Here is a 17,853-nt window from a genome sequence, read left to right as displayed (position 1 = left end):
CGTGTACGAGGGCGACATCGCCTCCGTGCTCATCACCGAGGAGCAGATCAAGGACAAGGTCGCCGAGCTGGCCGAGAAGGTCGCGGCGGATTACCCGGCGGACAAGGCGGCGTCCGATCTCGTCCTCGTCGGTGTACTCAAGGGCGCGGTCATGTTCATGACCGATTTCGCTCGCGCGTTGCCGGTTCCGGCGCAGTTGGAGTTCATGGCGGTGTCGTCCTACGGCTCCTCGACCTCGTCATCCGGGGTCGTGCGCATCCTGAAGGACCTCGACCGCGACATCGCCGGAAGGGACGTGCTCATCGTCGAGGACATCGTCGACTCGGGACTGACCCTGTCGTGGCTGTTGAAGAACCTCGCCAGCCGCAATCCCGCGTCGTTGGCCGTGTGTTCGCTGTTGCGCAAGCGTGAGGCGGTGAAGGTCGACGTGCCGGTCCGTTACGTGGGCTTCGACATCCCGAACGAGTTCGTGGTGGGCTACGGGCTCGACTACGCGGAGCGGTACCGTGACCTGCCGTTCATCGGAACTCTCCACCCACGGGTCTACTCTTCGTAACGGTCCGGCATCGCGAGCGGATACATTCCGCGAATACGGAACCCGAACCGGTGAGAAGTCGTCGTAGATGTAACTCAGTTGCGTTAGCCTTAGCGAAGATCGCAGGCGCTTAGCCGATGTCGGGCTGTGCTGGGGACAGGAGAGCGAACACATGCCGAACAGCAGCTATGCGGACGCCGCCGCGTTCCGCGAAGCCGCCGCGAAGGGTCAGGTTGGGATCGACCCGGACGCCGCGCAAGCCGTCCTGAAAAAGATCCGTACCGGTAAGGACGCGGTCGCGGCCCTGCTGGATGATACCGGTTTTCTCGCGGTATCGCCGAAGTTGGGGGCCAATCCCGTGGGGGAGGCCATCGCGAGCAAGTTCGCGAACCGCGCTGCCGGGATGGGGGACTCCTACGCTCAGGCGCTGCGGAACCTGTACACCCAGTACGACCAGGCCGAACATGCGATCCTCGAGGCGATGAGCCGTTACGAGGACTTCGACAGCTCCAGCGCCCAGTCGTTCACCGGGCAGCTCTGAGAGGTAGGGGGAGACGGGAGACATGTACTCGGAGAGAAACGAGGAACCCGAGCCCACCACGGGGCCGGAAGGCGGGTACGGGGCGCACGGTGGATACGGCTGGAGCGAGCGCCGTGTCGACGTCGAATCCGTGATGCGGCGCGAGGGCGGGGAAGTCGCCGATCTCGTGCAGCGGGCGCGCAGCCGTTCCGACTCCTTCCACTACGGTGACGACCGCGCCATCGGTTCGCGGCCGAACTGGGCGGCGAGGGACAGCAAGCAGCTGTACGCCTACGCCACCGTGAACAACGAGCCGGGCACCGCCGAGGAACTCGGGCAGGTCTGGGGCAGGCACGGCGGTGAGCTCAACCGGATCGCCGACGACCTCTACAACGCCATCATGGAGCTCGGCTCGGTGTGGGTCGGCCAGGGTTCCGGTGCCGCGCAGGGCGCTCTCGTCGGTATCGCCAACTCGGGTGCGCAGGCTTCCGAGGCGGCGAGGACGATGCAGGACAGGCTGGTTCAGCAGGCCTCGGCGGCTTCGAAGCTGAAGACGATGCCGGCGCCGAAGGACTTCGATCCCGGCGCTGAGACAGCAGCCATGCTGGCGGGCGGCCCCGCTGCGATGGTCGCCGATCTGAAGAAGCAGTACGACGAGGCTCAGGCCGTGAAGGCTCAGCAGCTCGCGTTCCTGGAGGCGTACACCGAGGAGCTGTCGCAGATCGACAGCACCACTCCGAGCTTCGGGCCGGAGTCGCTGGGGCTCAAGCCGCTGTCGGACGGTATCGCCACCGAGGCCAGGACGCTCGGCGCCGTCGGTACCGTCTCCGTCTCCGGTGTCGATGCGGGCGGGGTCCCGGCCGGTCACGGCGCCGCTCCCGGTGTGACGGCGGGTGGTGTCAACGCCGTCACGGGTGGTGGCACCGACAGCCCCCGTGGACCTGTCACGCCGGTCGCGGGTCCCGGTGTGGGTGCCGGTTCCGTTTCCGCTCCCACTCCCAGTGGCGGTGGCGGCTTGAACGTCGGACAGTCGCTCGGCGTGGCGGCAGCGGGCGGTGCGCTCGGGTACGCGGGTGTCAAGGCCCTGTCGGGCAAGCGCACCGGCTCGAAGAAGAACATCGAGTCCCCCGAGACCGCCGAGGCCATCACGGCTGCCGAGGCCGCCGAGGCCGTGTCCTCGGGAGCTTCCGAGACGGTCGCTTCGGCCAACCAGACGGGCAGCGCGGCCCCCGCATCGGTCAATGTCGCGCCGATGCAGAACCAGGGTGTCGTGCCTTCCGCCGGTGGTGTGGTCGGTGCCGGACCGGCGGCCACGCCGGCGGTCGGACCGATGGGCGGCATGGGCGCGATGGGTGGTGCCGCGTCCGCTGGGCAGCAGGACGAGAAGGAACACACGCACGCGTCGTTCCTCATCGAGCCCGACCCCGACGACACGTTCGGAGCCACGGAGTCCGCGGCGCCCCCGGTGCTGGGCGCGTGGGACCCCGACGACGAAGGGCGATAACAGGTGCGTGAACAGCTCACCGAGGTCGAACTCGATTTTCTGTGGGAGTCAAGCGGCCTCGGTGAACTGCCTTATCCGCTCACGGTGCGCTCCCACGGAGACACGCTGGAGGAGCGCGCGGTTCTGCGGACCCGTGTGCTTGCGGGCCTGGTCCAGCGCGGTCTCGTCGACGAGAGCGGCAGGCTGCAGCCGCATATCGAGGATGCGTTCGGCGTGTTGGCTTTCGCCGAGCGCAGCCTCGACTCCGTGTTGCTCAGCGCGCCGAACGCGGAACCGAGGATGGCGGTGGCGGCGACGGCGGGCGGTCACGGTGTCCTCGTCGTCCAGGAGGCCGGCACGGTGTGGTTGGAGCGGGTACCCGCTGACGGCCTCGCCTCCGCGATCGTCGGCCAGTTGCCCGCGGCGCCGAGAGGCAAGGAGAAGTCGATCAACGTCCCGTTGGAGCAGCTGCTCGTGGGGCCGGGTGCCGACTTCATGCAGCGTCGACCCACCACGGCGGACGGCAACACGGCGCGCGCGGACGAGGACCGCAAGGCGCTGGCCCGGCTACACGCCCAGGAACGGGAGCGCGGTGGTCAGATCGGTGCCAACGCTCGCGGTCAGGCCGGCGGTAAGAGCCGGTCGCCCGTGCTGAGTTGGTTCGATACCGAGACCGGCCGGTATCTCACCCAGGCGAGCAAGGGGTCGGACGGCAGGGACTGGATCATCATCGCTCCGGCCGACGCGCCTACTCTGCGGCATCGGTTGGCCGAGATGTTGGCTTCCGCGGCCGAAGCCACCACTGTCCGTCTGTGAACCGCTATTCTCTCGATCGCCAGAGTCAGAGTTCGCCGCGTTACACAGCTTCAGATCAGGGGAAATCGTGTCCGCGCAGGAGTTCTTCACACCCGTCGCCTTCGACATTCTGTGGGAGGAGGCGGGCGTCGGTGAATTGCCGTATCCGTTGAACGTGCCGTCGCATGGTGACGACGAGACCGAACGCGCCGCTCTGCGGCAACGGGTGCACGTCGAGTTCTCCGCCCGCGATCTCGCTTCCTCCCCGGTGGGGGAATGGCTGCGGTTGCTGGCCCGGCCCTCGGTCAGCATCGACGCGCTGTACATCCCCGAGTTCCAGCAGCACCCGGTCGCGGCGTTGGCGGCCTCCGACGGTAGGCAGGCCGTGCTCGCCATCCAGAATGCCGACGGTGTCTGGCTGCGGTCGATCTACGCGGACGGTCTCGCTTCCGCGATCGTGGATCTGCTGCCCGCGAGTGGGCGCGGCACCGAGGCGTCCGTCACGTTGCCGCTGGACCAGGCCATGCGCATTCAGCCGGCACGCACGGGCGTGGTGGCGGGAGTGGGAGGCAAGGACGACGCGCCGCGCAGGCGCGGGGGACTCGCCGACCGCTCGCACGACCCGGTCGAAACCTATGCCCGGCTGATCGCGCAGCCGCGGCTGCGAGGAGGCCAGTTCGCCACCAACAGCCGCGATGACCTGGGCGGTAAGCGACGTTCGTCGGTATTGGCATGGTTCGACACGGCCTCGGGGCGTTACCTCAGCGTGTCGCGCACGGGTCCGGACGGCCGGGAGTGGGTGACCGTGGCGCCCGCGGACACCAAGACGCTGCGTACCCGTCTCGGTGAACTGGTCGCCGAAGTCACATCCTGAGCCGGGCAAGAGGTGGGGAACATCGTGGCGGCCCCGGCCGTTGACAACAGCAGGATCGCCCGGCACCTCGACGAAGCCGGACGGTACGCTGGTGAGACGGTGAACTCCGTAGCGCCCATGCTTTCGTCAACACCGCGACGGCGGATATCACGACTTGCCGCCTAGCCAGGGAGGGTCGAGGCCACCACGGCCGGATCGAATGGACCGCAAGCGCCTGTTCAGAAACCCACTGCTGTGGATACTCGTGGCTTTGGTGCTGTACTTCGGTATCAGCACTCTTACAGACGGTGACCGCGGCTATACCGAAGTGCCGACGTCGCAAGCCATCGAGCAGATCCGCTCTGGCAACGTCGACGAGGCCACCCTGGAGGACCGGGAACAGCAACTCAAACTGCAGCTCTCCGAACCCATCGAGGTCGAGGGCGAGCAGATAGAACAGGTCATCACGAAGTTCCCGGCAGGGGCGTCGGACCAGCTCTACAACACGCTGCTCAACTCGAGCACGGGTGAGCAGAACGTCAAGTTCGACACCACCGTCAACCAGGACGGCTTCTTCACCCAGCTGCTGATCTACATGATTCCGCTGGGCATCCTTGTGCTGCTGCTCATGTGGATGATGAACAGCGCGCAGGGTGGCGGAAACAGGGTGCTCAATTTCGGCAAGTCCAAGGCCAAGCAGCTGAACAAGGACATGCCGACGACGACCTTCAGCGACGTCGCGGGAGCCGACGAGGCCGTCGAGGAGCTGCACGAGATCAAGGACTTCCTGCAGAACCCGGCGCGCTACCAGGCCTTGGGCGCCAAGATCCCGAAGGGCGTGCTGCTGTACGGCCCGCCCGGTACGGGTAAGACACTGCTCGCGCGCGCGGTCGCCGGTGAGGCGGGCGTGCCGTTCTACACGATCTCCGGTTCCGACTTCGTCGAGATGTTCGTCGGTGTCGGTGCCTCCCGTGTGCGTGACCTGTTCGAACAGGCCAAGCAGAACGCGCCGTGCATCGTCTTCGTCGACGAGATCGACGCCGTGGGTCGGCAGCGTGGCGCGGGCCTCGGCGGTGGCCATGACGAGCGTGAGCAGACGCTGAACCAGTTGCTCGTCGAGATGGACGGGTTCGACTCGCGTGGCGGCATCATTCTGATCGCGGCCACGAACCGTCCCGACATTCTCGACCCGGCTCTGCTGCGCCCCGGCCGGTTCGACCGGCAGATCCCGGTGTCGGCCCCCGACCTCGCGGGGCGTAAGCGGATCCTCGAGGTCCACGCCAAGGGCAAGCCGTTGGCCGACAACGTCGACCTGGAGGCGCTGGCCAAGCGCACGGTGGGCATGTCGGGTGCCGACCTCGCCAACGTCATCAACGAGGCGGCCCTGCTCACGGCGCGGGAGAACGGCTCCGTCATCACCGAGGAGGCGTTGGAGGAGTCCGTCGACAGAGTGATCGGCGGGCCCGCCCGCAAGAGCCGCATCATCTCCGAGCACGAGAAGAAGATCACCGCTTATCACGAGGGTGGGCACGCGCTCGCGGCGTGGGCGATGCCCGACATCGAACCCGTCTACAAGCTGACGATCCTGCCTCGTGGGCGTACCGGCGGGCACGCGTTGATCGTCCCCGAGGACGACAAGCAGCTGATGACGCGGTCGGAGATGATCGGCCGCCTCGTCTTCGCGATGGGTGGCCGCGCGGCCGAGGAGCTCGTCTTCCACGAGCCCACCACCGGTGCGTCCTCCGACATCGAGCAGGCCACCAAGATCGCCAAGGCGATGGTGACCGAGTACGGCATGTCGTCCCGTCTCGGTGCGGTCAAGTACGGCCAAGAGCAGGGTGATCCGTTCCTGGGCCGCTCGGCGGGCAGGCAGGCGGACTACTCGTTGGAGGTCGCGCACGAGATCGACGAGGAGGTGCGCAAGCTCATCGAGACGGCGCACACCGAGGCGTGGGAGGTGCTCACCACCTACCGCGACGTCCTTGACAACCTCGTGATGGAAGTGCTGGAGAAGGAGACCCTGCAGCGCAAGGACCTCGAACGCATCTTCGCCACGGTGGAGAAGCGGCCGCGGATCACGACGTTCAACGAGTTCGGAGAGCGTCTCCCGTCGGACAAGCCGCCGATCAAGACGCCGCGTGAGCTGGCGTTGGAGCGGGGTGAGCCGTGGCCCCCGGAGTCGGATTCCGACAAGGGCGACAAGGGTTCGGACGCCGACAAGGCCCAGGAGCCGGAGCCGACCCCGGTGCGGACCGCGCCCGGTGCCGGCGACTTGCCCGGCGGACCACCGCGTGAGCAGCCGGAACCTCCTGCGACGTCGTCGACGTACAATCCGTACGCCCCGCCTTCCGGCGACACGGGTTCCAACGGGGTGCCCAGCAAGAACAGCGGCATCACCCCGTGGTCCTCGCACGGCAACCAGCCGAGTACTGGCGGCAGCAACCCGGGGCCGCCCCACTACGGGGCTCCTCCGGGGTGGACTCCGGCGACGCAGCCGAGGGGCAATCATGGCTACCCGTGGCGTGACCAACCGCCCCTGCAGCAGGGACAACCGTCACCGCCCGCGGAAGGGAAGCCACAAACCGAGCGCAATGACGAAAACGATCAGGACGGCCAACAGCCTTCGTGATCGGGGAAGGCAGTGACGTGACAGTCAACGGCTCCTTTTCACTCGGGGTCGACGAGGAACGGCCCGAGGCCGGTCACGCCGTCTTCGACCAGGAAAGGGCTGAGCGCGCTGTCCGGGAGTTTCTGCTCGCCTGCGGTGAGGACCCGGAGCGCGACGGCCTGAAGGAGACGCCGGCCAGGGTCGCGCGGGCTTACCGAGAGTTGTTCGCCGGGCTGTACAGCGACCCGGACCACGTGCTGGACCGGACGTTCGACGAGAGTCACGAGGAGCTCGTCCTCGTGACGGACATCCCGATCTTCAGTCTCTGCGAGCACCACCTCCTGCCTTTCCACGGTGTTGCCCATGTGGGCTACATCCCGAACGGGCAGGGCAAGGTGACGGGGTTGTCGAAGCTCGCGCGTCTGGTCGACATGTACGCGAAGCGGCCGCAGGTTCAGGAGCGGCTCACTTCCCAGGTGGCCGACGCGTTGAACCGCAAGCTCCGTCCGAGGGGCGTGATCGTGGTCGTCGAGGCGGAGCATCTGTGCATGTCGATGCGCGGTGTCCGTAAGCCCGGGTCCCGCACCACCACCTCGGCGGTGCGGGGCTTGTTGCAGTCGTCGGCGTCGTCGCGGTCCGAGGCGCTGGAGCTCATCAAGGGCCGGCGATGAGCCACGCGGCGCTGCCCGATCCGGGCCGGTGCGTGGTGATGGGCATTCTCAATGTCACGCCCGATTCGTTCTCCGACGGTGGTCGGTATCTGAGTCGGCAGGACGCTCTCGCACACGCGCATGCGATGTGGCGGCGGGGCGCGGATGTCATCGACGTCGGTGGTGAGTCGACGCGGCCGGGGGCCGAACGCGTGGACGCCGAGACGGAGAAGTCCCGCGTGGTGCCGGTGGTCAGGACGTTGGCCGCCGAAGGACTGGTGCTGTCTGTGGACACCACGCGCGCCGCTGTCGCGGCTGCCGCGATCGAGGCGGGTGCCCACATCATCAACGACGTGTCGGGAGGATTGGCCGACCCGGACATGGCCAAGGTGGCAGCCGACACGGGGGCACCGTGGGTGCTCATGCATTGGCGTGGCCACAGCAGGAACATGAACGCTCTGGCCACCTACGACGACGTGGTGTCCGAGGTCCGGGACGAGTTGAGCGCCCGCGTGGACGCAGCGCTCGCGGCGGGTGTGCGGGAGGAGGCCATCGTGCTCGACCCCGGGCTGGGTTTCGCCAAACGGGCCGAGCACGACTGGGCGCTGCTGCACGGCCTCGATGTGGTGTCGTCGCTCGGTTTCCCGGTGCTGGTGGGAGCCTCGCGTAAACGGTTTCTCGGCCGGTTGCTCGCCGATGGTGATGGCACACCGAGGCCTCCGGCGGGGCGGGAGGTGGCCACGGCCGCCGTCTCGGCTCTGGCCGCGCACGCGGGTGCGTGGGGGGTACGGGTGCACGACGTGGGCGCGTCACTAGATGCGGTGTTGGTCGGACAGGCTTGGCGGAGCGGCCGTGCCCGAGGGTGATCGCATCACGCTGACGGGTCTGCGGGTCTTCGGCAGGCACGGTGTCTACGAGCACGAGAAACGGGACGGCCAGGAGTTCGTGGTCGATCTGACGGTGTGGCTCGACCTGTCGGCCGCGGCGAGTTCCGACGATCTCGGCGAGACTGTGAACTACGGCGAACTCGCGCAGCTGGCCGCCGACATCGTGGCGGGGCCGCCGTTCGATCTGATCGAGAGTGTGGCGGGCCGGATCGCCGACGAGGTCTTGCAGGACGAGCGGTTGTCCGCTGTCGAGGTGACGGTGCACAAGCCGTCCGCGCCGATCCCGTTGACGTTCGCCGATGTGGCCGTGACCGTGCGCAGGCAGCGCTGACGGGTCAAACACGTGGTGGGCGAGGTGTGGCGATGAGCAGGGCGGTGTTGTCCCTCGGGTCCAATCTGGGTGACCGGGCCGGTTATTTGCGTCTGGCCGTGGACGGGTTGCGGGACGTGCTGGTGGCCGTTTCGTCGGTGTACGAGACGAAACCGTGGGGCGTGACCGACCAACCGGACTTTTTCAACGCCGTCTGTCTCGTGGACGACCCTGCCCGCGACCACTGGGCGTGGCTGCGTACCGCGCAGGAGCTGGAGCGCAGGGCGGAGCGGGTCCGCGAGCGCCGTTGGGGTCCGCGCACACTCGACGTCGACGTGGTCACGGTGGACGCGGTGCGTTCCGACGACCCCGACCTGCTGTTGCCCCATCCCGGCGCGCACGAGCGCGCCACGGTGTTGATCCCGTGGCTGGAGATCGACCCCGACGCCGAGGTGCCGGGTCGTGGCAAGGCGGCCGACCTGCTCGCCGCGCTTCCCGAGGACGACCGCGAGGGCGTGCGTCTGCGTGCCGACGTGGCACTGTGACGTGCCCGCCTGCGGCACATGTGTGCTGCCGACGGTACGGCGGCTGCAAGGAGGCGAAACCCGAGCCGTGGGTGGTCCGGGCCATGCCACCCGGACCACCCACCGGACTACCGTGCCGATCTACTGCGCTGATCTACTGCGCCGAAGCGCGGAGGGCGTCGACGATCCACAGTGCCGCGGGCACGCGGGTGGGGATCGGCGGCCATCCGTTGATGATCGCCATCAGCTGCCAGTACCGCTCGCCACGGCGATCGGAGCCTTGAGCGATCCGGTCGGCCAGCGACCTACGCAGCTCGGGAGTGTCGGACTCGTCCTCTTCGAGGCTCGCGGCGACGATCTCGTCGGCGAGTGCCCTGCCTTGCGCCGAGTCCGGCAGCACACCGGAGTCGAGGGCCGCCTGCGCCCGCTGACTCCACGTGCACCAGTGTTCGGTCTGGGCCTTCGACAAAGCGTCGGTCGTGCCGCCGCTTCGTTCCCGTAGAGCGGCCTGCTGCTCACCCATTTCCCGAATCGTGCGGCGGAAATCGGTGTCCTGGACCAGTTCGACGAACTCGATCCACGCCTCCAGCTGTTCCGGTGTGGGGTCGTCGGGCAGCTCCGGTTTGGCCTCGCGCATTCGACCGTAGAATTCCGGGTCGATGTCGAGGCCCTCGGTGACCTCGTCCCAGAACTCGTCGACGAGACGCCTGCGCTCCTCGTCCGACATGGAAGCCAGTTTGTTCATCAGCCTCACCTCATCCGGTTCGGATTCTCGTTTCATCACCGCGCGGAGCACCGATCGTCGTAGCCGCAGCACGCGGATCTGCTCGTCGAGCACCTCCACGTGTTTGGCGGCGAGCTCGGGAATGCTCGCCACCTGCTTGAGCACGGCCTCGACCTCGGCGAGCCCGATCCCCAGTTCCCGCAGGGTCCGAACCAGTTCCAGCCTGGCCAGCGCCTGCGCGTCGTAGAGCCGGTAACCCGCGCGAGTGCGGCCGGTGGGTGGCAGTAGTCCCCTGTCGGAGTAGAACCGGATGGTCTTGACCGGTAGGCCGGTTCTTCTGGACAATTCTCCGATCGCGAACATGCTCACCCCCGTCACCGAGAACCCATGCTGAAGTCTCCAGCCGATGGAGAGTCAAACACGATTTCGTAGCCCTCGGTACGGTGTGAACATGCACTTCACGCGGGCAAGGGATCTGCTCGTCACCGGGGTGATCGGGTTCGGGTTGACGTTTCCCCTGTTCCGCTTCGCCTTCGGGGAACTGCCCAGTCTGCCCACGTTCGCCGGGGTGACGTTGCTGGTGCTCGCCGGCGTGGAACTGGTACTCGCGTTCACCGTTCGTTCGCGCATCCGTTCGCATCGGGTGGTGACCGGGCTCGGGATCGCGCGAGCGGTCGCGTTGGCCAAGGCGTCGTCGTTGTTGGGCGCGCTCATGGCCGGTGCGTGGCTCGGTGCACTGGTCTATCTGGCGCCACGTTCGAGCGAAATCGTCGCCGCCTCGGAGGACCTTCCGGCGGCGGTCGTGGGAGTCTGTTGTGCGGTGGCACTCGTCGGTGCTGCGCTGTGGTTGGAGCACTGTTGCCGCGCACCGGGCAACGGTGACCGCGGTGGTCGCGGTGACCGGAACCGTGGGTCGTCGACCGATTAGCGCACCGATCCCACCGTTCGAAGTACCGGAAAGGTCTCAGATGGATTACCGGAAGGTACGGTGTGGGCATGACTGGCGTGGGTGACGACTCGCGGAACCGCTCGGCCTCCAAACCCTGGTTGGCTGTCGGCTTCCTCCTCGCCATCGGTGCCACTCTCGCTCTGGTGCTCACCGACGACCTGCGTTGGGTCCGGCTCGCGGTCGTCGCCGCGCTGTGGGCGGCGTTGATCGGGGCGCTCATGGCCGCCAAGTACCGCAGGCAGGCGGCGCTGAGCGAGAAGTCGGCGACAAAAGCGCAACGGATCTACGAGCTCGAACTCGAGAAGGAGATCGCGGCTCGGCGGGAGCACGAGCTGGAGGTCGAGGCGGAGACCCGGCAGCGGGTCGAGGCGGAGACCCGCGACGAGCTGGAGTCGTTGCGCGAGGAACTGAAGACGCTGCGCGAGAACCTCCAGAACCTCTTCGGTGGCGAGGTGTTATGGGAGCGGGTGGCTTTGACCGCGCAGTCCACGCGTATGCGCAAGCTCGGTGAGGAGCCTCGCCTGGTCACGGTGGGCGAGGACGCGAACGGACATGCCGCGCAGATCACGGTGGGGGAAGACTCGGCCGAAGCACCCGACTCACCTACCGAGTTGATCGGCCGCATTCGCGATTCGGACGCCGAGCCGGTGGACGACGACGTCGAGGAATCCACCATGGCCCGCGCCGAACAGCCCCGCCGTCGTCGGCCCGGAGCGCCGCGCACACGTTTCGTCCCTCGCCCGTCGCGTCCGCCTGAGGACAGTAACCCCGGTCAGCAGCCTGTCGATCCCGCGAGCCGCAGGGTGCGGTCGAGGCCGGGCACGGCGATGGCTCGGGCCAGTGAGGCCGCGAGCAGGGCTCGGGCCGAGATGTCCCGGCCTCATCAGCGGCCGGTCGGCCGGCCGACCGGAAAGCCAGGTTCCGAGCCGTATGCGCCGTATCGTGCGCCCGGTAACACCGGTGACGCTCGCGGGGCCGCCGAACGTTCCCGTTCCGCCGTCGCCCCGGTGGAGGGCAGGACGGCCCAGTCCTCGAGCCACGATGGGGCGGACCACACGCAGCAGAGGCGTCGTCCTGCTGTCGAGGAAGCGCCGACGCGTACCCAGGTGCCCGTGGACGCCAGGACTGCCGTGACACCTCCCGTCGCGGGTGGGCGCAAACCCGCCGATGCCGTGCGGAACGTGCCGCCCGAGTCTTCCGCTGAGGCGACGTCTGCGACCGAACCCGTGGTCGAAGAAACGCTCGAAGCGGCGGTGGCCGACACCGGGTTGACGGCCGAATCCCGGCCCGAGCCGAACCCCACGTTGCCGCCGGAGATCAGGGCCGTGCAGAAGCCCGGGGGCCGTAGGCGCCGGGCCGAAGCCGACGGCGAGGACACGGTCACGGAGTCCCCGGCACCGTCCCAGTCCTCCGGTGGGAGGCGGTATCGCGACGACGACGAGGAACCCGCTTGGCTTTCGGGGGCGTCCTCGGGTGGTCGTCGCCGCGCGCCGGAAGCCGCGGAGTCGGAGTCGGACGACGAGTCGACCGGTTCTCACAGCAAGGGGCGCTCGGTGAGCGAACTGCTCGCCGCCTATGGCGGTGGCAACATCACGCCGCGCCGTCGTCGGCGCGCCGCGGATTGACGGTCCCGCGGGCTCCACTGCTCGGCGCGCATCCGGGGATTGCCGCTAAGGTGCCCGCGTGAAGGGAGCCACCGCCGACCGGACCGATCCGGCGACAACCACGCTTCGTAGGCATTCACCGCGGCGAGTGACCGTACTGGTGCCCGTGGCGGGCATCGTGGGGCTCGCGCTGTCCGGTCTGTTCGTCCTGGGGTTGGCCACCGTGCGGGTGGGCGCGCTCGCGGTGCTCGTCGGTGTGGTGGCCGCCGTGGTGCCGGTGCTGGTCGTGGTGGCGGCGTTTCTGTGGATCGACCGCTGGGAGCCGGAACCCGCCAAGTTGCTGCTCCTCACGTTCGCGTGGGGTGCCTGTGTCGCAACCCTGACGGCACTGTTGGTCAACGACACCGCGGCGGCTGTGGGCGACATGTTGTTGGGCGAGGGCAACGGCAGCAAGGTGAGCACCCTCGTATCCGCGCCTTTGGTGGAGGAGGCGATCAAGGCGGTGCCCGTCGTCGCGCTCATGTGGCGGCGCTCGCACGAGTTCGACGGCGTGGTCGACGGCATCGTGTACGCGGGGCTGAGCGCGGCGGGTTTCGCGTTCGTCGAGAACGTCTACTACTTCGGCCGCGCCTTCGTGGAACACGGTTTCGGGGACGGGACGACGGCGGGCGTGTTCGCGGCGTTCATTCTGCGCGGATTGCTGTCACCGTTCGCGCACCCACTGTTCACCGTGCTCATCGGCATCGGTGTCGGTCTGGTGGTGAGGTCGGATGGTCCGGGCGCGAAGATCGCGGTCCCCGCGGTCGCGTACGTCGGTGCGGTCCTGTTGCACACTTTGTGGAACGCGTCCGCCACGCTCGGCGGCGCCGACGTGTTCCTCAACATCTACTTCCTGATCATGGTCCCGATCTTCACCGCCGTGGTGTTGATCATGGCGTGGCAACGGCGCAGGGAGCAACGCATCATCGCCGCCGCGCTGCCGGGCATGGCGGAGGCGGGCTGGATCGCCCCGTCCGAGGTGCCGCTGCTGGCCGATCTCCGGGGTCGTCGCCAGTGGCGCAGGCAGGCGCGCAAGGAATCGGGTCGAGCGGCCGCGAAGGCCGTGGGCGATTATCAGGCGGCCGTGACCGAACTCGCGTTCGCGCGCCGCTGGGCCGACGACGGGGACGAACATTCGAGTCGTCACGCCGAGTTGCTCGCCGTTCTGCGGCGAACCCGCAACGACGCCGTCAGGCTCGCCAGCAGCACCGATGGGTGAAGCTTGTCACCTCGTGGGCGCGCTTCCGCCCGATGAGGACTAATCTCGCGCCATCGTCTGGTACCCGCGACCGCAGAGCGGGACTGGAACGAGTTTGGGAGTTTGTGCAATGAGCGTCCAGTGGGGCACGCGATGACCCGTCCCGCGCGGCTTGCCGTGGGTGTGGTGTCGGCAGGCCGGGTCGGGAGCGTGTTGGGCGCGGCACTCGCCCGCGCCGGTCACCCTGTCGTCGCCGCGTCCGGTGTGTCCGACGCGTCCGTACGAAGAGCCGAGCGGTTGTTGTCCGGCGTTCCCCTGTTGCCTCCCGACGAGGTGGTGGCGAGGGCTGATCTGGTGTTGCTCGCGTTGCCGGACGACGTTTTGGGCCCCATGGTGTCGGGGCTGGCTAACGCCGGTGTGTTCCGGGTGGGCCAGATCGTGGTGCACACGTGCGGGGCCTACGGCATCGAGGTGCTGCGGCCTGCCGTGGAGGCGGGGGCGCTGCCGTTGGCGTTGCACCCCGTGATGACGTTCACCGGAGCGCCCGAAGACCTCCAGCGTCTCGATTCGTGCACCATCGGTGTCACCGCCGCCGACGGGGACGAGGCCGCGTGGAACGTCGGTGAGGCGCTGACCATGGAGATGAGCGCCGAACCCGTGCGCATTCCCGAGCCGGCTCGGCCCCTCTACCATGCGTCGCTCGCTCACGGAGCGAACCACCTCGCGACTCTGGTCTCAGACTGTGTGGAATTGTTACGGCGCAACGGTGTCAGCGACCCGGAGCGCCTTCTCGCGCCGCTGCTGTCCGCCTCGCTCGACAACGCCTTGCGCCACGGTGACCGTGCGCTCACCGGGCCGGTCTCGCGAGGAGACACGGGCACCGTGCGGACTCACCTGCGGGTGTTGGCTGAGCACGCACCCGAGTTGAGGCCCGCATACACCGCGTTGGCCAGAAGGACGGCCGCGAGGGCGAGTGAGGCCGGACTTCTCGGGTCGGACGGCGCCGCCGAGATCACCGACCTGCTCGACGACGGACGTGAGGGCCAGTGACGACACCGAAGATCACACCTAAGTTCACCCGGGGCCGGGTGAACGTCTACCGCAAGCCGAGTGACGTGCACCAGGTCACCGCGGCTCTGCGCTCGGTCGGCCGCAATGTGGCGCTCGTGCCCACCATGGGCGCGCTGCACGCCGGGCACCAGGAGTTGTTGCGCCGGGCCAAACGCCTGCCGAACACGGTGGTCGCGGCCTCGATTTTCGTGAACCCGCTGCAGTTCGGGCAGGGCGAGGACTTCGGCGCCTATCCACGCACCCTCGACGCCGACCTCGAGGTGTTGGAGGAGGCGGGCGTCGAGATCGCGTTCACGCCGCAGACCGAGGACCTCTACGCCCCGGACGCGAGTGTCACCGTGCACCCGGGCCCGTTGGGCGATGAGTTGGAGGGCGCGTCGCGTCCCGGCCATTTCGCGGGCGTGCTCACGGTGGTGGCGAAGCTGTTCAACATCGTGCGCCCGCATTACGCACTGTTCGGCGAGAAGGACTACCAGCAGCTCGTGCTGATCAAGCGGATGGTGCGCGACCTGGACCTGGACGTGAGGGTCCTCGGTGTTCCGACGGTGCGCGAGTCCGATGGGTTGGCGTTGTCGTCCCGTAACGCCTACCTGTCCGCCGAGCAGCGGGAACTCGCGGTGGTGTTGTCGGCGGCACTCGTCGCGGGTGCCCATGCCGGTGCGCGCGGCGCGGAGGCGGTGCTCGACGCTGCCAGGAGCACACTCGCGGCGCGGCCCGAGGTTGAGGTCGATTACCTCGAACTCCGAAGCACCGAGCTGGGGCCACCACCCACCGACGGGGAGGCCCGACTGCTCGTGGCCGCCAGGATCGGCACCACGCGACTCATCGACAACGTCGGAGTCCTGCTCGGCGCGGCGGCCGAGCACGGTATCGGCCAGCAGTGAGGACGCAGGGGGAGGAGGAGATTCCGCCATGTATCGAACCATGCTGAAGTCCAAGATCCACCGGGCGACGGTGACGCAGGCGGACCTGCACTACGTCGGTTCGGTGACGGTGGATCGGACGCTGATGGAGGCGGCCGACCTGCTGCCCGGTGAACAGGTGACGATCGTGGACGTCACCAACGGCGCGCGGTTGGAGACGTATGTCATCGAGGGCGAACGGGACAGCGGTGTACTGGGGATCAACGGTGCGGCCGCGCACCTCGTCCACCCCGGGGACATCGTCATCCTGATTGCCTACGGGCAGATGGACTCGGCCGAGGCCGCGTTGTTCGAGCCTCGGATCGTGTTCGTCGACGGCGACAACCGCATCGTGAATCTCGGCGACGATCCCGCCGAGGTGCCTGACGGTTACGGCCTGGAAAGCGGGGCCAACACAGCGAACGGTGAAGGCACGAAGATGCGTGCGTTGCCGATGGCCGAGACGGCTGACGCCGCTCGCCTGGACGCGTTGTTGCACGCGGAGAAGTAGGTGCTGCTCACCGTCGACGTCGGCAACTCCAACATCGTTCTCGGCCTGTTCTTGGGCCGAGGGGAGAGTGCCTGCCTGGTGCGTGACTGGCGGATTCGGACGGACCCGCGCATGACGGCCGACGAACTCGCGCTCACCATGCGGGGGCTGCTCGGCCGGTCCGTCGACGAGGTCACCGGGATCAGTGCCTTGTCGACGGTGCCCACCGTGTTGCGGGAACTGCGGGTGATGGCGGACCGCTACTACCCGGGGGTACCGAAGATCATTGTGGAGCCCGGGGTGCGCACCGGTGTGCCGCTGCTGGTGGACAATCCGAAGGAGGTGGGCGGCGACCGCCTCGTCAACACCCTGGCCGCCCACCACCTGTACGACAAGGCCTGTGTGGTCGTCGATTTCGGCACGTCGACGACCGTGGACGCCATTTCGGCGAAGGGGGAGTTCCTGGGTGGCGCTTTCGCCCCGGGAATCGACATTTCGGTGGACGCGTTGGCTTCCCGTGCTGCTGCGCTGCGGAAGGTGGAGCTCGTTCCGCCTCGATCGGTGATCGGTAAAAACACCGTCGAGTGTCTGCAGTCGGGTATTTTGTACGGTTTCGCCGGACAGGTCGACGGGCTCGTCAGAAGAATCTCGCGAGAGTTGTCGGCGATCTCGGGTGGACCCGTGGAAGTGATCGCCACCGGTGGATCGGCTCCGCTTGTGTTGGGTGAGTCGGAAACCATCACAGAACACGTGCCACAGCTCACTCTGTTGGGACTGCGTCTCGTTTTTGAGAGGAACACGGGGCCGAGGCGGCACTCGCGGTCCTGAGCGGGTTGTTTCCTGTCGGTTCGTCCGTCGAAGGATTGTGTTCCTCTTGCTTAAGGCGCACTCGGGTGGCCGAGACAATCGGTGAAGTTGATTTGCGTTATTCTATGTGCGCGGGTAACAATATGCTCAGGCGAGGCTTTTGGCTCGGGCATGGGCACTACGTGATCTCACCACGGCTTCAGCAGGAGGAATAGGATGGCGCAGAAGGTCTTTGTCTCTCTCGTGGACGACCTCGACGGGTCGGAGGCGGATGAGACGATCGAGTTCGGTCTCGACGGCGTCAACTACGAGATCGATCTCTCCGCGGAAAATGCGGAAGAATTGCGCGACGCCCTCGCCCAGTACGTTGAGCATGCCCGCAGGTCTGGTGGCCGCAAGCGGCCGTCCAGCAGGGGCGCCGCGAAATCGCCGGCTCGCTCGGCCACTGTGGACCGCGAGCAGAACCAGGCGATTCGTGCGTGGGCCAGGAAGAACGGTTACGAAGTCTCGGATCGTGGACGTATCCCGTCGGAGATCGTCGAGGCTTACCACAGGCGAAACTGAAAGAAGCCGTATGTTGTGGCCTCTCGGGCGAGCTGCCCGAGAGGCCATTTTTTCGCGGTGGGACGGTTACTTTCCGCTGTCGTTCGGATAGCCCGGGTGGGTGTCGGCCGATGTGAAATCGAGGCGAAATGATTCCGTCGTGGTGGCCGGGGGCGTTGGGTTCGATGATGTTCTTGGGTCGGTGGGCGTGGGTGATCTGTTTCGATTCCGTTTCGGTGTGGGGTGGAACAGCCGTTGTGGTGGGGAGCGGTCCGGCTTTTTTCGTTCGGTGGGGTAATCGGGGTGAGTCATTGCGGCGCGATAGGGCATTAGTGTATCCGGCCGGTTTCGCTGAGTAGTC

19 protein-coding genes are annotated in these 17,853 nt (G+C 67.4%); 18 read left to right on the top strand and 1 reads right to left on the bottom strand.

Annotated elements, in window-relative coordinates:
• The first annotated feature begins 1 nt into the window (after window position 1).
• From hpt to folK, 10 genes are all read left to right on the top strand, one after another.
• Window positions 2-556, top strand: a complete 555-nt coding sequence (gene hpt, locus M7H19_RS04340; RefSeq protein ID WP_298177355.1) for a hypoxanthine phosphoribosyltransferase — start codon at window positions 2-4, stop codon at window positions 554-556.
• Window positions 557-707: 151 nt separating this feature from the next.
• Window positions 708-1,076, top strand: a complete 369-nt coding sequence (locus M7H19_RS04335; RefSeq protein WP_298177353.1) for a hypothetical protein — start codon at window positions 708-710, stop codon at window positions 1,074-1,076.
• Between the two features lie 22 nt (window positions 1,077-1,098).
• A complete protein-coding gene (locus tag M7H19_RS04330) occupies window positions 1,099-2,559 on the top strand; it encodes a hypothetical protein (protein ID WP_298177351.1) in 1,461 nt (486 codons plus the stop codon).
• A 3-nt stretch (window positions 2,560-2,562) separates the two neighbouring features.
• Window positions 2,563-3,354 (top strand): ESX secretion-associated protein EspG, encoded by a 792-nt coding sequence (locus tag M7H19_RS04325; protein WP_298177349.1) that lies wholly within the window; start codon window positions 2,563-2,565, stop codon window positions 3,352-3,354.
• Between the two features lie 67 nt (window positions 3,355-3,421).
• Window positions 3,422-4,207: an ESX secretion-associated protein EspG gene (locus tag M7H19_RS04320; RefSeq protein WP_298177347.1), complete on the top strand. Its 786-nt coding sequence runs from the start codon at window positions 3,422-3,424 to the stop codon at window positions 4,205-4,207.
• A 199-nt stretch (window positions 4,208-4,406) separates the two neighbouring features.
• Window positions 4,407-6,815, top strand: a complete 2,409-nt coding sequence (ftsH, locus tag M7H19_RS04315; RefSeq protein ID WP_298177345.1) for an ATP-dependent zinc metalloprotease FtsH — start codon at window positions 4,407-4,409, stop codon at window positions 6,813-6,815.
• The gene (folE, locus tag M7H19_RS04310) at window positions 6,812-7,465 is read left to right on the top strand and encodes a GTP cyclohydrolase I FolE (protein ID WP_298177343.1); all 654 of its coding nucleotides are present in this window, start codon (window positions 6,812-6,814) and stop codon (window positions 7,463-7,465) included. Before ftsH ends, folE begins: the two co-directional genes overlap by 4 nt.
• Window positions 7,462-8,310 carry a dihydropteroate synthase gene (folP, locus tag M7H19_RS04305; protein WP_298177341.1) on the top strand — a complete coding sequence of 283 codons (849 nt, stop codon included), beginning with the start codon at window positions 7,462-7,464 and terminating at the stop codon, window positions 8,308-8,310. Before folE ends, folP begins: the two co-directional genes overlap by 4 nt.
• The gene (gene folB, locus M7H19_RS04300) at window positions 8,261-8,662 is read left to right on the top strand and encodes a dihydroneopterin aldolase (protein WP_298177339.1); all 402 of its coding nucleotides are present in this window, start codon (window positions 8,261-8,263) and stop codon (window positions 8,660-8,662) included. Before folP ends, folB begins: the two co-directional genes overlap by 50 nt.
• Before the next feature lie 32 nt (window positions 8,663-8,694).
• On the top strand, window positions 8,695-9,186 hold the full coding sequence (folK, locus tag M7H19_RS04295; protein WP_298177337.1) for a 2-amino-4-hydroxy-6-hydroxymethyldihydropteridine diphosphokinase: 492 nt from the start codon (window positions 8,695-8,697) through the stop codon (window positions 9,184-9,186).
• Window positions 9,187-9,319: 133 nt separating this feature from the next.
• Here the strand turns inward: folK and M7H19_RS04290 are convergent, their stop codons facing one another.
• Window positions 9,320-10,252: a MerR family transcriptional regulator gene (locus M7H19_RS04290; protein ID WP_298177335.1), complete on the bottom strand. Its 933-nt coding sequence runs from the start codon at window positions 10,250-10,252 to the stop codon at window positions 9,320-9,322.
• An 88-nt stretch (window positions 10,253-10,340) separates the two neighbouring features.
• Between M7H19_RS04290 and M7H19_RS04285 the strand changes: the two genes are divergently transcribed.
• From M7H19_RS04285 to M7H19_RS04250, 8 genes are all read left to right on the top strand, one after another.
• A complete protein-coding gene (locus M7H19_RS04285) occupies window positions 10,341-10,817 on the top strand; it encodes a DUF3180 domain-containing protein (protein ID WP_298177333.1) in 477 nt (158 codons plus the stop codon).
• Between the two features lie 68 nt (window positions 10,818-10,885).
• Window positions 10,886-12,463 carry a DUF6779 domain-containing protein gene (locus M7H19_RS04280; protein WP_298177331.1) on the top strand — a complete coding sequence of 526 codons (1,578 nt, stop codon included), beginning with the start codon at window positions 10,886-10,888 and terminating at the stop codon, window positions 12,461-12,463.
• 127 nt (window positions 12,464-12,590) lie between these two features.
• Entirely contained in the window at window positions 12,591-13,700 is a 1,110-nt protein-coding gene (locus tag M7H19_RS04275; RefSeq protein WP_298177329.1) for a PrsW family intramembrane metalloprotease, read from the top strand.
• A gap of 132 nt (window positions 13,701-13,832) precedes the next feature.
• On the top strand, window positions 13,833-14,729 hold the full coding sequence (locus tag M7H19_RS04270; RefSeq protein ID WP_298177327.1) for a DUF2520 domain-containing protein: 897 nt from the start codon (window positions 13,833-13,835) through the stop codon (window positions 14,727-14,729).
• Window positions 14,726-15,634, top strand: coding sequence for a pantoate--beta-alanine ligase (panC, locus tag M7H19_RS04265; RefSeq protein ID WP_298177325.1), 909 nt, complete (start codon window positions 14,726-14,728; stop codon window positions 15,632-15,634). The genes M7H19_RS04270 and panC overlap by 4 nt, the downstream gene beginning before the upstream one ends.
• A 28-nt stretch (window positions 15,635-15,662) precedes the next feature.
• Window positions 15,663-16,163: an aspartate 1-decarboxylase gene (panD, locus tag M7H19_RS04260; RefSeq protein WP_298177323.1), complete on the top strand. Its 501-nt coding sequence runs from the start codon at window positions 15,663-15,665 to the stop codon at window positions 16,161-16,163.
• Window positions 16,164-16,970 (top strand): type III pantothenate kinase, encoded by an 807-nt coding sequence (locus M7H19_RS04255; RefSeq protein ID WP_298177321.1) that lies wholly within the window; start codon window positions 16,164-16,166, stop codon window positions 16,968-16,970.
• Window positions 16,971-17,165: 195 nt separating this feature from the next.
• Window positions 17,166-17,513: an Lsr2 family protein gene (locus tag M7H19_RS04250; protein WP_298177319.1), complete on the top strand. Its 348-nt coding sequence runs from the start codon at window positions 17,166-17,168 to the stop codon at window positions 17,511-17,513.
• Window positions 17,514-17,853 lie beyond the last annotated feature (340 nt).

Origin of the sequence: Saccharomonospora sp. (genome assembly GCF_027317685.1) — a bacterium.
Classification (GTDB): Bacteria; Actinomycetota; Actinomycetes; order Mycobacteriales; family Pseudonocardiaceae; genus Saccharomonospora.
This window is presented reverse-complemented; position numbering and strand designations above follow the sequence as displayed.

Bases quoted from the DNA above. Each gene is read 5' to 3' on its own strand.
- M7H19_RS04270 (WP_298177327.1), top strand. From the start codon at position 13,833: ATGACCCGTCCCGCGCGGCTTGCCGTGGGTGTGGTGTCGGCAGGCCGG.
- panD (WP_298177323.1), top strand. From the start codon at position 15,663: ATGTATCGAACCATGCTGAAGTCCAAGATCCACCGGGCGACGGTGACG.
- folB (WP_298177339.1), top strand. From the start codon at position 8,261: ATGCGGTGTTGGTCGGACAGGCTTGGCGGAGCGGCCGTGCCCGAGGGT.
- folP (WP_298177341.1), top strand. From the start codon at position 7,462: ATGAGCCACGCGGCGCTGCCCGATCCGGGCCGGTGCGTGGTGATGGGC.
- folK (WP_298177337.1), top strand. From the start codon at position 8,695: ATGAGCAGGGCGGTGTTGTCCCTCGGGTCCAATCTGGGTGACCGGGCC.
- M7H19_RS04280 (WP_298177331.1), top strand. From the start codon at position 10,886: ATGACTGGCGTGGGTGACGACTCGCGGAACCGCTCGGCCTCCAAACCC.
- M7H19_RS04285 (WP_298177333.1), top strand. From the start codon at position 10,341: ATGCACTTCACGCGGGCAAGGGATCTGCTCGTCACCGGGGTGATCGGG.
- M7H19_RS04250 (WP_298177319.1), top strand. From the start codon at position 17,166: ATGGCGCAGAAGGTCTTTGTCTCTCTCGTGGACGACCTCGACGGGTCG.
- ftsH (WP_298177345.1), top strand. From the start codon at position 4,407: ATGGACCGCAAGCGCCTGTTCAGAAACCCACTGCTGTGGATACTCGTG.
- M7H19_RS04330 (WP_298177351.1), top strand. From the start codon at position 1,099: ATGTACTCGGAGAGAAACGAGGAACCCGAGCCCACCACGGGGCCGGAA.
- M7H19_RS04335 (WP_298177353.1), top strand. From the start codon at position 708: ATGCCGAACAGCAGCTATGCGGACGCCGCCGCGTTCCGCGAAGCCGCC.
- M7H19_RS04290 (WP_298177335.1), bottom strand. From the start codon at position 10,252: ATGTTCGCGATCGGAGAATTGTCCAGAAGAACCGGCCTACCGGTCAAG.